Genomic DNA, 12643 nt, shown 5'->3' with positions numbered 1-12643 from the left:
ATGACCACCGCGCCGATCGGGAGCCGCGCGCCACGCGTGCACAAGGCGGTGCGGCTCGGCCCGGCGCGATGGATCCTGTACGGCGTGTCGGTGCTCGGCATCGCATTCATTGCGACGCAACTCTACTTCTTCGCGCAGATCGGCATCTGGACGGTCGTGAATCCCGGCCCGACGGCCTTCATGCGCTCCGATGCATGGACGCTCGCGAAGACGCATCCCGGCGTGTCGCTGCAGCGCACCTGGGTGCCGTACGACCAGATTTCGCGCAACCTGAAGCGCGCGATCATCGCGTCGGAAGATGCCAACTTCGTCAACAACAACGGCTACGAAACCGACGCCATTCTGCAGGCGTGGGAGAAGAACAAGGCGCGCGGAAAAATCGTCGCGGGCGGTTCGACCATTTCGCAGCAGCTCGCGCGCAATCTCTTTCTGTCGCGCGAGAAGAGCTATGTGCGCAAGGCGGAGGAGCTCGTCATCACGTGGATGCTCGAATTCTGGATGGACAAGGAACGCATCTTCGAGATCTATCTGAATTCGGTCGAGTGGGGCAACGGCGTGTACGGCGCGCAGGCGGCGGCGCAGTATTACTACAAGACGTCGGCGGCGAATCTGTCGGTCGGGCAGAGCGCGCGGCTCGCCGTGATGCTGCCGCGGCCCAAGTATTTCGACGACCATCGCAACGCGCCGTATCTGTCGCAGCGCTCACGCGTCATCGCGCGCCGAATGGGTGCGGCGGAGTTGCCGCAATGAGATTCAGTTTGCGAAACTAAACAATGTAAAGCCCTGATATATCAGGGCTTTTTTGTGTTTGGAGTGCTTTTGGCGGTCAGGTTTTCTCCCATTATCTGAGCATGACGATCACATATTGAATAATTCGAAGAGCCCGAACTACAATCCGACCAAAGCCTGAACGGCACATGCGAGCGACGACCGGAGAGACTCTGCGGCGCGCACGACCAGAACAACGGAGACACGTCATGCACTCGATCGCCTGTCCGCGCTCGCGGGCCTCTTCACACGATTCGCACGTTCGTCCGGCAGTGCGCGCCACGGCGCCCGCTAGCGCCAGCCGACGCGCATCGTGATCGAGAACCGCGCCATGACCAAATTCCAGAACCCTGAAACCGATGCCGCCGAAGCGCAATCCGCGCACGCGAGCGGCCCGAACGTGAAGCGCAACGGCGCAAGCGGGACGAAGCACACGCCCGATCCCGATGCGATCGCATTGCCGAGCGCGCTTGTCGACGTCACACCGCAGCAGGCCGGCACGCAAACGCTCCTGCGCGGTCTCGCGATTCTCGAAGCCGCCGCGAACGGCGCGCGCGATCTGCGCTCGTTCGGCGCGGCGCTCGGCACGACGCGCAGCACGACGCATCGGCTCGTGAGCTCGCTCGTGCAGGCGCGCTATCTGCGCCAGGTGCAGGGCGGCTATCTGCTCGGGCCGAAGCTCATCGAACTGGGCACGATCGCGCTCGAACAGATGCCGCTCACGGCGGTCGCGCGGCCGCACCTTCAGGTGCTCGCTGAACACACGCACGACACCATTCACCTCGGCGTGCGCGACGGCGACGACGTCCTCTATATCGACAAGATTCCCGGCACGCGCGGCCTGGAGATGCGCTCGCGCGTCGGGCATCGCATGCCGCTCGCATCGACGGGCATCGGCAAGGCGATGATGCTCGACCTCGAATCGAACACGTGGAAGAAGCTGCTCGAAGCGTCGCATCGCGTGCTCGCGAAAACGAGCTTCAAGCCCGACAACCGCCCCGACTTCGACACCTTCCTGCAGCGCATGACGCGTTATTCGCAAGGCGGCTTCACGTTCGATCTCGAAGAAAACGAGGCATCGATCCGCTGCGTCGCCGCGCCGGTGCGCGATGCGTCGGGCGCGATCGTCGCGGCCTTGTCGGTGGCGAGCACGATTCCCTATATGCCGCATGAACGCATGGAAGAACTGATTCCGGTCGTGCAGCGCGAGGCGCGCGCGATTTCCGAGGAACTTGGCTGGCGCGCCCCGCTGGCGGCCCGCAGGATCAAGCGATGAACGCATCTGTTTCCACGCCCGCGCTCATCGCGCTCGACTGGGGCACGACATCGCTGCGCGCCTATCTGCTGGGCGCGGACGGCGCCGTGCTCGACACGCGCGCATCGCCGGCCGGCATCATGAATCTGCCCGCGGGCCGCTTCGATCAGGCGTTCGAGGAAACCTGCGGCGCGTGGCTCGATGCGCATGCGACGCTTGCCGCGCCGTTGCCCGTCATCGCGGCGGGCATGGTCGGCAGCGCGCAGGGCTGGGTGGAAGCGCCGTACGTCGAAACGCCGGCCGGCGCGGATGCGCTCGTCGCGGGCATCGTCACGGTGAAGGCGGCGCGCGGCGTCGAGGTGCATGTCGTGCCCGGCGTGCTGGAGCGCGGCGTGTTGCCCAACGTGATGCGCGGCGAAGAGACGCAGATTTTCGGCGCGCTGGCGAGCGAGCCGTCGCTCGGAACGTCGGGCGGCGCGCTGATCGGCCTGCCGGGCACGCACGCGAAATGGGCGTTCGTGAGCGACGAGCGCATCGAGCGCTTCTACACCTTCATGACGGGCGAGACCTTCGCCGCGCTGCGCGATCACTCGATTCTCGGCCGCACGATGCAGCCGGGCGCGACGCACGACGAACAGGCGTTCATTCGCGGCGTCGATACGGCGCGCGATGCCGGTCACGCAGGCGTGCTCGCGACGATCTTCACCACGCGCACGCTCGGCCTCACCGGTCAGCTGACGGGCGAGCAGCAGCCGGATTATCTGTCGGGACTGTTGATCGGCCACGAGCTGCGCGGCCTGAACGAAGTGCTCACGCGCGAACGATCCGCGCTCGCGGGCAAGACCTTGCGCCTGATCGGCAACGACGCGCTCTGCGACCGCTACCGCGCCGCGCTCGCGCGCTTCGGTTGCCACGACGCGCCGACCGTCGCGCAGGCCACCGAGCGCGGTCTTTATCGAATTGCAGCGCGTGCCGGGCTCGTCGCCGCGCCCGTGCGCACGGCCTGAGAAGGAGCCAACACAATGCAGCCTCCCATCAATTTGCCCGCGCCGTACGGCATGCACGGCGGTCTCGCGAAGGCGTTCGCCGCGTGCCCGCTGATCGCGATTCTGCGCGGTGTCACGCCGGCCGATGCCGCCGATCAGGGCCGCGCGCTGTACGAAGCGGGCTTTCGCATCGTCGAAGTGCCGCTCAATTCGCCGCAGCCGTTCGACAGCATCGCGGCGATCCGTCAGGCGCTGCCCGCCGATGCGATCGTCGGTGCGGGGACCGTGCTGCATCCGAGTTACGTCGACAGCGTGAAAGCCGCCGGCGGCGAACTCATCGTGATGCCGCACAGCGACGCCGATGTCGTGCGCGCCGCGAAGGCGCAAGGTCTCGCGTGCGCGCCGGGCGTCGCGACGCCGAACGAGGCGTTTCTCGCGCTGAAGAACGGCGCGGACGTGCTGAAGATGTTCCCCGCCGAACAACTCGGCCCGAACGTGACGAAGGCATGGCGCGCGGTCATCGCGCAGCAAGTGCCGCTCGTGCCGGTCGGCGGCATTTCTCCGGACAACATGGGCCCGTTTTTGAGCGCGGGCGCGAACGGCTTCGGCCTCGGCTCCGCGCTGTACAAGCCGGGCCAGAGCGCGGAGGTGACGGCGTCGCACGCGAAGGCGTTCATCGACGGACTCGCGAAAGCGCGAGGCGAAATCAAATGAACCGGCTCGCCGGCAAAGTGACGATGGTCACGGGCGCGGGACGCGGCATCGGCGCGGCGATCGCGCTGGCGTTCGCGCGCGAGGGCGCGTCGGTGGCGCTGGCGGAACTCGATATCGATACGGCTCGCGCGACGGCCGAGCGCATTTCGTCGGAAGTGGGCGGCGCGCGTGTGATCGCGGTGCAGACCGACGTCACGCAGAGCGCGCAGGTGAAAGAGGCCGTCGGGCATATCGAAGCTTCGCTGGGACCGCTCGACGTGCTCGTGAACAACGCCGGCATCAACGTGTTCTGCGATCCGCTCACGATGACCGACGACGACTGGCGTCGCTGTTTCGCCGTCGATCTCGACGGCGTGTGGAACGGCTGCCGCGCGGTGCTGCCGGGCATGATCGCGCGCGAGCGCGGCAGCATCGTGAATATCGCGTCGACGCACGCTTTCAAGATCATTCCCGGCTGCTTTCCGTATCCGGTGGCGAAGCACGGCGTGATCGGACTGACGCGCGCGCTGGGCATCGAATACGCGCCGAACAACGTGCGCGTGAATGCGATCGCGCCGGGTTACATCGAAACGCAATTGACGCTGGATTGGTGGAATTCGCAAGCCGATCCGAAGGCCGCGCGCCAGGCGACGCTCGATCTTCAGCCGATGAAGCGCATCGGCCAGCCGCAGGAAGTCGCGATGACGGCGGTGTTCCTCGCATCGGACGAGGCGCCGTTCATCAACGCGAGTTGCATCACGGTCGATGGCGGGCGCTCCGCGCTCTATCACGACTAGGCACAAAAGAATGACGCACTGGCCGCGGTGCGACATCACGACAACAAGACGCGGCCACACACCTTCGTAGCGCCCGCATACGGGCATCTTTGAGATAACGGAAAAAGTCGGGAGACAAAAGATGAAACGCAGACTGTTCCTCACGCTGATCGCCGCGGCCACGGCCACGAGCGCGTCCATGATCGCGGCGCCCGTCGCGCAGGCCGCAGACGACGTCAAGATCGGCTTCCTCGTGAAGCAGCCGGAAGAACCGTGGTTCCAGGACGAGTGGAAATTCGCCGAAATGGCCGCGAAGGAGAAGGGCTTCACGCTCGTGAAGATCGGCGCGCCGTCGGGTGAAAAGGTGATGAGCGCGATCGACAACCTCGCCGCGCAGAAGGCGCAGGGCTTCATCATCTGCACGCCGGATGTGAAGCTCGGGCCGGGCATCGTCGCGAAGGCGAAGGCCGACAAGCTCAAGATGATGACGGTCGATGACCGCCTCGTCGACGGTTCGGGCAAGCCGATCGAAGCCGTGCCGCACATGGGCATTTCGGCCTACAACATCGGCAAGCAGGTCGGCGACGGCATCGCCGCCGAAATCAAGAAGCGCGGCTGGGACATGAAGGATGTCGGCGCGATCGACGTGACCTACGAGCAGCTGCCGACCGCGCATGACCGCACGAGCGGCGCGACCGATGCGCTCGTCGCCGCCGGCTTCCCGAAGGCGAACATCGTCGCCGCGCCGCAGGCGAAGACCGACACCGAGAACGCGTTCAATGCCGCGAACATCGCGCTCACGAAGAACCCGCAGTACAAGCACTGGGTTGCTTACGCGCTCAACGACGAGGGCGTGCTCGGCGCCGTGCGCGCGGCGGAAGGCCGTGGCTTCAAGGCGGACAACATGATCGGCATCGGCATCGGCGGTTCGGACTCGGCGTTGAACGAGTTCAAGAAGCCGAATCCGACGGGTTTCTACGGCACCGTCATCATCAGCCCGAAGCGCCACGGCGAAGAGACGTCCGAGCTGATGTACGCGTGGATCAAGGACGGCAAGGCGCCGCCGCCGCTCACGCTCACGACCGGCATGCTGGCTACGCGTGAGAACGTGGCCTCGGTCCGCCAGCAAATGGGTCTGGCGTCGAACTAAAAGTGCAATGGCGGGCCGCGTCTCGACGATGCGGCCCGCAAGAAACCAGGAGGCGATGTGTCAGCGACGCTGCGTTTTGACAATATCGGCAAGGTGTTTCCAGGCGTGCGCGCGCTCGACGGCGTGTCGTTCGACGTCAACGCCGGCGAAGTTCACGGCTTGATGGGCGAGAACGGCGCGGGTAAATCGACCTTGCTCAAGATTCTCGGCGGCGAGTATCAGCCCGATTCGGGGCGCGTGCTCATCGACGACAACGAAGTACATTTCGCGAGCGCGGCGGCTTCGATCGCGTCGGGCATCGCGGTGATTCACCAGGAATTGCAGTACGTGCCGGACCTGACCGTGTCCGAGAACCTGCTGCTCGGCGCGCTGCCGAACCGGCTCGGCTGGGTCGACAAGCGCGCGGCGAAAGCGCACGTGCGCGAGCGGCTGACGGCGATGGGCGTCGATCTCGATCCGAACGCGAAGTTGCGCAAGCTGTCGATCGCGCAGCGGCAGATGGTGGAGATCTGCAAGGCGCTGCTGCGCAATGCGCGCGTGATCGCGCTGGATGAACCGACGAGTTCGCTGTCGCATCGCGAGACGGAAGTGCTGTTCAAGCTCGTGCGCGATCTCAAGGCGGACAACCGCGCGTTGATTTACATCTCGCATCGCATGGACGAGATTTACGAGTTGTGCGATGCGTGCACGATTTTCCGCGACGGCCGCAAGATCGCGTCGCATCTGGCGCTTGCGGACGTGCCGCGCGAGACGCTCGTGCAGGAAATGGTCGGCCGCGAAATCAGCGACATCTACGACTATCGCGCGCGGCCGCTGGGCGAGGTGCGTTTTGCGGTGAAGAACGTGCTGGGTGACGCATTGAGCGCGCCCGTGAGCTTCGAGGTGAAGCGCGGCGAGATCGTCGGATTCTTCGGTCTGGTCGGCGCGGGCCGCAGCGAACTGATGCATCTCGTCTACGGCGCGGACAAGAAGAAGGACGGCACGATCACGCTCGACGGCCAGCCGATCAAGGTTCGCAGCACCGGCGAGGCGATCCGCCACGGCATCGTGCTGTGTCCGGAGGATCGCAAGGAAGAAGGAATCGTCGCGATGGCGACGGTCGCGGAGAACATCAACATCTCGTGCCGCCGTCACTATCTGCGCGGCGGGTTGTTTCTCGATCGCAAGAAGGAGGCGCAGACGGCCGAGCGCTTCATTCAGCTTCTGAAGATCAAGACGCCGAGCCGCAAGCAGCGCATCCGCTTTCTGTCGGGCGGCAATCAACAGAAGGCGATTCTTTCGCGCTGGCTCGCGGAGCCGGATCTGAAGGTCGTGATACTCGACGAACCGACGCGCGGCATCGACGTCGGTGCGAAACATGAAATCTATAACGTGATCTATCAGCTCGCCGAGCGCGGCTGCGCGATCGTGATGATTTCGTCGGAGTTGCCGGAAGTGCTCGGCGTGTCCGACCGGATCGTCGTGATGCGGCAGGGGCGGATCGCGGGCGAACTGCCGCGCGACAAGGCGAATGAACAGGCGGTGCTGAGTCTCGCGCTGCCGCAGAGCGATAGCGTCGCCGAAGCGGCGTAAGGACAAGAGGAGCGAATCATGGAAGCAAGAGAAAACATCGTGGGGCAGGCGACCGAGACCGTCGCGAACGCGCTGATCCCGCAGAAGAACGACAAGCAGAAGTGGTGGCAGCAGATCACGGAATACAGCCTGATTGTGATCTTCGTCGTCATGTTCCTGACGATGTCGCTGACCGTCGATCACTTCTTCTCGATCGAGAACATGCTTGGTCTGGCGTTGTCGATCTCGCAGATCGGCATGGTCGCGTGCACGATGATGTTCTGTCTCGCGTCGCGCGACTTCGACTTGTCGGTCGGTTCGACGATCGCGTTCGCCGGCGTGCTCTGCGCGATGGTGCTCAACGCGACCGACAACACCGCGATCGCGATCGTCGCGGCGGTGGCGGCGGGCGCGGTGATCGGCTTCGTGAACGGCGCGGTGATCGCCTATCTGCGCATCAACGCGCTGATCACCACGCTGGCGACGATGGAGATCGTGCGCGGGCTCGGGTTCATCGTGTCGCATGGGCAGGCGGTGGGTGTTTCGTCGGATACGTTCATCGCGCTCGGCAGTTTGTCGATGGTCGGGATTTCCCTGCCTATCTGGGTGACGCTTGCGTGCTTCATCGTTTTTGGCGTATTGCTCAACCAGACGGTGTATGGACGTAATACATTGGCGATCGGCGGGAATCCTGAGGCGTCGCGGCTCGCGGGTATCAATGTCGAGCGCACGCGCGTGTGGATCTTTTTGATTCAGGGCGCGGTGACGGCGCTGGCGGGTGTCATTCTCGCTTCGCGGATCACTTCGGGGCAGCCGAATGCTGCTCAGGGTTTTGAGCTGAACGTGATTTCGGCTTGCGTGCTGGGGGGCGTTTCGCTGCTCGGCGGGCGGGCGACGATTTCGGGCGTCGTGATCGGGGTGCTGATTATGGGCACGGTCGAGAACGTCATGAATCTTCTGAATATCGATGCGTTCTATCAGTACCTCGTGCGGGGGGCGATCTTGCTTGCTGCCGTGTTGCTCGATCAGTTGAAGAATCGTGGGTCGAGGGATTGAGGGTTTTTGGTTTTAGTGTGCTTCGGGTTTCGTGGAAGCTTGCTTTCGTGTCGGTCTATTAGCGTTGCCCCTGTGCGGGGCGGCAGTCACTTTCTTTGCTGCTGCAAAGAAAGTAACCAAAGAAAGCAGCTTCTCACCGCCCGCGGTCACACGCAGTTTGGCCACGCTTGCCAGCCGCCCGTGGTACTCGCCTAAGTGTCGCCCTCGAAGGACCCATCGGGCTTGGCTCGCGCACGGTCTGACAAGCTAGACGTTTAGGCGCGCTGGTTCAGCACGAAACGGCTCCGGCACAGCGCTGCGCGCTGCCGCTGGGTTTGCAAGGGAAACCGTCGAAGAAGAAGCGCACGCAGACCCGATTGACCGGTCGGCCGCGCAGCGGGCTGGAGCTATTTGGTGCTGAACCAGTTTGTTGTGTGGTGCGATGAGACGGACCGTGCGCGATCCAAGCCCGGTGGGGCCTACGAGGGCGACACTTAGGCGAGGGTCACCGTGGGCTGGCAAGCATGGCCAACGTGCGTGTGACCGCGGGCGGTGAGAAGCTGCTTTCTTTGGTTACTTTCTTTGCAGCAGCAAAGAAAGTGACCCCCGCCCCGGGGAGGGGCAGTGCAAATAGACCGACACGAACGCAGGACTCCACAGAAGCGCAAGCAAAGAGACGAACCCCAAATGGCATCCATCAACAAGTCATTAGCAAGATACCCAAGCCTGGAAGGCAAAACAGTCCTGATAACGGGCGGAGCAACCGGCATCGGCGAGGGCTTCGTCGAACATTTCTTCGATCAGGGCGCGAAAGTCGCCTTCTTCGACATCGACACTGACGCGGGCGAAGCGCTGGCCGACCGTCTGGGCGCAGCCCTGACACCAAACCAGACCCGCCCGATGTTCCTGCGCGTCGACCTCACCGACATCGACGCATTGAGAAAAGGCATCGCCGACGTCCGCGCAGCATTCGGCCCAATCGGCGTGCTCGTCAACAACGCCGCCAACGACAAGCGCCACGCGATCGAGGATGTCACGCCCGAATCGTACGATGCAGCCATCGCGGTCAACATCCGCCATCAGTTCTTCGCGGCTCAGGCCGTGATCGAAGACATGAAGCACCTCGGCGGCGGCTCCATCATCAATCTCGGCTCGATCAGCTGGATGCTCAAGCAAGGCAACTTTCCCGTTTACACGACGTCGAAATCGGCGGTGCAGGGCATGACGCGCGGCCTCGCGCGCGATCTCGGCAAGTTCGGCATCCGCGTAAATACGCTCGTGCCGGGCTGGGTGATGACCGAGAAGCAAAAACGTCTGTGGCTCGACGACGCCGGCAAGGAAGCGATCAAGCAGGGCCAGTGCATCGGCGGGGAACTGCTGCCCGTGCATCTCGCGCGCGCGGCGCTCTTCCTCGCTTCGGACGACAGCAGCATGATGACGGCGCAAGACATCGTCGTCGACGGAGGATGGGCCTGATGAACTCGACTCTCGCGCAGCTTCTGATCGACAGCCAATGCTCGCTCGGCGAGGGCGCGACATGGTGCGCCGCGAGCGACACGTTCTGGTGGACCGATATCGAAGGCGAGAAGCTGTGGCGCTACGATCCGCGCGACGGCGCGAGCGAATCGTTCGCGATGCCCGAGCGGCTCGGCTGCTTCACGCCCTGCGCCGATGCGCGTTTTCTGCTGCTCGGCCTCGCGTCGCGGCTCGCGTTCTACGAGATCGCGACGGGTAACATCGACACCATCATGGAAGTCGAAGCCGATCTGCCGACGCGTCTCAACGATGGCCGCTGCGACCGCGAAGGGCGCTTCGTGTTCGGCACGAAGCACGATATCGACGATGCGCAGGCGGTCGGCGGGTTTTATCGGCTGAACGGGGATCTGTCGCTGGAGCGCCTGCCGCTCGGCAATTGCGCGATTTCGAACAGCATCGGCTTTTCGCCCGACGGCGCGACGATGTACTACTGCGATTCGCCGACGCGCCAGATTCGCGTCTGCGACTATCCGACGTTCGCCAACGACCGCGTGTTCGTCGAGCTGACGGATGCCACTGGCGTGCCCGACGGCTCGATCGTCGATGCCGATGGCGGCCTGTGGAACGCGCAGTGGGGCGGCGCGCGCGTCGTGCGCTATGGACCCGATGGCCGCGAGACCGCGCGCATCGATGTGCCGACCGCGCAGCCGAGTTGCGCCGCGTTCGGCGGCGCGGACTTCGGCACGCTGTTTATCACGAGCGCGCGCATCGGACTCGCCGATGACGCGCTGAAAAGCGATGCGCACGCAGGCGGCGTGTTCGTCGCGACGCCCGGCGCACGCGGCATCGCCGAAGCAGTATTCGCAGGCACGGCGTAACGAAAAATAGCGAGGCGGCGCGCGACCGACGCGCCGCCCGGCACACCCCGGCGACGCCGGGTTCTTCGCCTCTCGATGGAGCACGAGTCATGGCTGTTGCGCGCACAGAGCAAAGACCGAATCCTGCATCGAAGTCCAAGGCACAGGCGAACGCACGGCGTTCGAGGCTCGCCGCCGCAACCGAACCACCGATCCGCCCCGGCCCCGGCACCGCGATGGTCGCAATGGGCGGCCGCGATGTCGATGGCTGCATCACGCTCGCCAACGCGCATCTGCGGCTCGAACTCGCGCCGTCGCTCGGCGGCGGGATCACGCGTTTCGACTGGCGCCATCAGGGCACGCTGGTGCCGATCTTCCGGCCGTGCGTCGATCCCGGTCCGGACACGGACCCGAATCAGCTCGCGTGCTATCCGCTTCTGCCGTACTCGAACCGTATCGGCAACGGGCACTTTCAGTTTTCAGGACGCTCGATCGACGTGCCGTGCAACCGCGCCGGCGAACCGCTGCCGCTACATGGCGATGGCTGGCTCGGCGCGTGGGAAGTCGCGGAGGAAACGTCCGCGCGCGTGCGTCTCACGCTCGATCGCAGCGACGGCAAGCCGTATGCCTTTCGCGCCTCGCAGACTTACGCGCTCGACGAAGCCGCGCTCGCCGTGACGCTCGACGTGGAAAATACCGGCGACGAAGCGCTGCCGTTCGGCCTCGGGCTGCATCCATTCCTGATGCGCGAGGCGGACACGGAGTTGTCCGCGGCGGCGGGCGGCGTGTGGCTCTGCGGCGACGACTGGCTGCCGGTGCGGCACGTGCCCGCGCCGCCCGCGTGGCAATTCGGCGTCGCGTATCCGATGCCATCGGAGATGGTCAACAACGCGTTCACCGGCTGGAGCGGCCGCACGAGCGTGCTGTGGCCGAAGCGCCGCCTGTCGCTCACGATCGCCGCCGACACCGATTACTACGTGCTCTACGCGCCGCCCGGCGAGAGCTTTTTCTGCTTCGAGCCGGTCGATCATCCGATCAACGCGGTGAATCTGCCCGGCGGCGGCGAAGCGCACGGGATGACCGTGCTCGAACCGGGCGAGCGGCTGTCGCGCGAGTTTCGGTTCACCGTCGAGCGCACCGGGGAAGCGGCGCGGCGCTCGAGGCCGCGCACGCGAGCCGGAGCGAAGGCGCGGGCGCGGGACGCTGCGCGCTGATCGCGAAAGGGAAGCGATGCCGCGCACGTTAAAATGCGTGGCATCGACGTTCAACGAAATCCCGCCATGTCCTTCATCCAGACCCTCAACGCCGCGTGGTCGCGGACGCAATCGCTTCTTTGCGTCGGCCTCGACCCGGAACCCGCCAAATTCCCTGGCGCCCTGAACGGACGCGCCGATGCGATCTTCGAGTTCTGCAAGACCATCGTCGATGCGACCGCGCCGTATGCGTCGTCGTTCAAACCACAGATCGCGTACTTCGCGGCGCATCGCGCGGAAGATCAGCTCGAAGCGCTGATCGCGCACATCCACGAGAAACACGCCGGCATTCCGGTGATTCTGGATGCGAAGCGTGGCGACATCGGCAGCACGGCCGAGCAGTACGCGAAGGAAGCGTTCGAGCGCTACGACGCGGATGCCGTGACGGTCAATCCGTATATGGGCTTCGATTCGATCGAGCCGTATCTCGCGCATGAAGGCCGTGGCGTGATCGTGCTGTGCCGTACGTCGAACGCGGGCGGCTCGGATCTGCAATTCCTCACGACCGATGGCAAGCCGCTGTATCAGGTCGTCGCGACGCTCGCGGCGCAAAAGTGGAACGCGAGCGGCCAGCTCGGGCTGGTCGTCGGCGCGACGTTTCCGAAGGAAATCGAAACGGTGCGCGGGATCGTCGGCGATATGCCCTTGCTGATTCCGGGCGTCGGCGCGCAAGGCGGCGATGTCGAAGCGACCGTGCGCGCGGGCCGCACCGTGAGCGGCGCGGGCATGCTGATCAACTCGTCGCGCGCGATCATCTACGCGGGCAAGGGCGACGACTACGCGCAAGCCGCCGCCGAAGCGGCGAAGAAGACACGCGACACGATCAACGCCTACCGCTGAGCG

12 protein-coding genes are annotated in these 12643 nt (G+C 64.8%); all 12 read left to right on the top strand.

Annotation, left to right across the window (positions count from 1 at the left end; translation table 11 throughout):
* The 12 genes from mtgA (at position 1) to pyrF (ending at position 12640) form a co-directional block, all read left to right on the top strand.
* Positions 1-750, top strand: a complete 750-nt coding sequence (gene mtgA, locus IAG25_RS18100; protein WP_187606069.1) for a monofunctional biosynthetic peptidoglycan transglycosylase — start codon at positions 1-3, stop codon at positions 748-750.
* A gap of 349 nt (positions 751-1099) precedes the next feature.
* A complete protein-coding gene (locus IAG25_RS18095; RefSeq protein ID WP_187606068.1) occupies positions 1100-2044 on the top strand; it encodes an IclR family transcriptional regulator in 945 nt (314 codons plus the stop codon).
* Positions 2041-3030, top strand: coding sequence for a 2-dehydro-3-deoxygalactonokinase (locus tag IAG25_RS18090; protein WP_187606067.1), 990 nt, complete (start codon positions 2041-2043; stop codon positions 3028-3030). The genes IAG25_RS18095 and IAG25_RS18090 overlap by 4 nt, the downstream gene beginning before the upstream one ends.
* Positions 3031-3045: 15 nt before the next feature.
* Positions 3046-3723: a 2-dehydro-3-deoxy-6-phosphogalactonate aldolase gene (locus IAG25_RS18085; RefSeq protein ID WP_187606066.1), complete on the top strand. Its 678-nt coding sequence runs from the start codon at positions 3046-3048 to the stop codon at positions 3721-3723.
* Positions 3720-4499, top strand: coding sequence for an SDR family oxidoreductase (locus tag IAG25_RS18080; protein WP_187606065.1), 780 nt, complete (start codon positions 3720-3722; stop codon positions 4497-4499). Before IAG25_RS18085 ends, IAG25_RS18080 begins: the two co-directional genes overlap by 4 nt.
* A gap of 121 nt (positions 4500-4620) precedes the next feature.
* A complete protein-coding gene (locus IAG25_RS18075; RefSeq protein ID WP_035507702.1) occupies positions 4621-5628 on the top strand; it encodes an arabinose ABC transporter substrate-binding protein in 1008 nt (335 codons plus the stop codon).
* A 57-nt stretch (positions 5629-5685) separates the two neighbouring features.
* Complete coding sequence (gene araG / locus IAG25_RS18070) at positions 5686-7200, top strand: L-arabinose ABC transporter ATP-binding protein AraG (protein ID WP_187606064.1); 1515 nt, start codon at positions 5686-5688, stop codon at positions 7198-7200.
* Between the two features lie 18 nt (positions 7201-7218).
* Positions 7219-8235, top strand: a complete 1017-nt coding sequence (gene araH / locus IAG25_RS18065) for an L-arabinose ABC transporter permease AraH (RefSeq protein WP_187606063.1) — start codon at positions 7219-7221, stop codon at positions 8233-8235.
* Between the two features lie 666 nt (positions 8236-8901).
* Positions 8902-9690 (top strand): SDR family NAD(P)-dependent oxidoreductase, encoded by a 789-nt coding sequence (locus tag IAG25_RS18060; RefSeq protein WP_187606062.1) that lies wholly within the window; start codon positions 8902-8904, stop codon positions 9688-9690.
* Complete coding sequence (locus IAG25_RS18055; RefSeq protein WP_187606061.1) at positions 9681-10568, top strand: SMP-30/gluconolactonase/LRE family protein; 888 nt, start codon at positions 9681-9683, stop codon at positions 10566-10568. Before IAG25_RS18060 ends, IAG25_RS18055 begins: the two co-directional genes overlap by 10 nt.
* A gap of 89 nt (positions 10569-10657) precedes the next feature.
* Positions 10658-11761 carry an aldose 1-epimerase gene (locus IAG25_RS18050; RefSeq protein ID WP_187606060.1) on the top strand — a complete coding sequence of 368 codons (1104 nt, stop codon included), beginning with the start codon at positions 10658-10660 and terminating at the stop codon, positions 11759-11761.
* Between the two features lie 66 nt (positions 11762-11827).
* Positions 11828-12640, top strand: coding sequence for an orotidine-5'-phosphate decarboxylase (pyrF, locus tag IAG25_RS18045; protein ID WP_187606059.1), 813 nt, complete (start codon positions 11828-11830; stop codon positions 12638-12640).
* Positions 12641-12643: the final 3 nt, after the last annotated feature.

Origin of the sequence: Caballeronia sp. EK, from assembly GCF_014384845.1 — a bacterium.
Classification (GTDB): domain Bacteria; phylum Pseudomonadota; class Gammaproteobacteria; order Burkholderiales; family Burkholderiaceae; genus Caballeronia; species Caballeronia jiangsuensis.
Note: the sequence above shows the minus strand (reverse complement) of the source record. Positions and strands in the feature narration are given on the sequence as shown.

Bases quoted from the DNA above. Each gene is read 5' to 3' on its own strand.
- IAG25_RS18060 (WP_187606062.1), top strand. From the start codon at position 8,902: ATGGCATCCATCAACAAGTCATTAGCAAGATACCCAAGCCTGGAAGGC.
- IAG25_RS18055 (WP_187606061.1), top strand. From the start codon at position 9,681: ATGGGCCTGATGAACTCGACTCTCGCGCAGCTTCTGATCGACAGCCAA.
- IAG25_RS18080 (WP_187606065.1), top strand. From the start codon at position 3,720: ATGAACCGGCTCGCCGGCAAAGTGACGATGGTCACGGGCGCGGGACGC.
- IAG25_RS18050 (WP_187606060.1), top strand. From the start codon at position 10,658: ATGGCTGTTGCGCGCACAGAGCAAAGACCGAATCCTGCATCGAAGTCC.
- pyrF (WP_187606059.1), top strand. From the start codon at position 11,828: ATGTCCTTCATCCAGACCCTCAACGCCGCGTGGTCGCGGACGCAATCG.
- IAG25_RS18090 (WP_187606067.1), top strand. From the start codon at position 2,041: ATGAACGCATCTGTTTCCACGCCCGCGCTCATCGCGCTCGACTGGGGC.
- IAG25_RS18075 (WP_035507702.1), top strand. From the start codon at position 4,621: ATGAAACGCAGACTGTTCCTCACGCTGATCGCCGCGGCCACGGCCACG.
- IAG25_RS18085 (WP_187606066.1), top strand. From the start codon at position 3,046: ATGCAGCCTCCCATCAATTTGCCCGCGCCGTACGGCATGCACGGCGGT.
- araH (WP_187606063.1), top strand. From the start codon at position 7,219: ATGGAAGCAAGAGAAAACATCGTGGGGCAGGCGACCGAGACCGTCGCG.
- IAG25_RS18095 (WP_187606068.1), top strand. From the start codon at position 1,100: ATGACCAAATTCCAGAACCCTGAAACCGATGCCGCCGAAGCGCAATCC.
- mtgA (WP_187606069.1), top strand. From the start codon at position 1: ATGACCACCGCGCCGATCGGGAGCCGCGCGCCACGCGTGCACAAGGCG.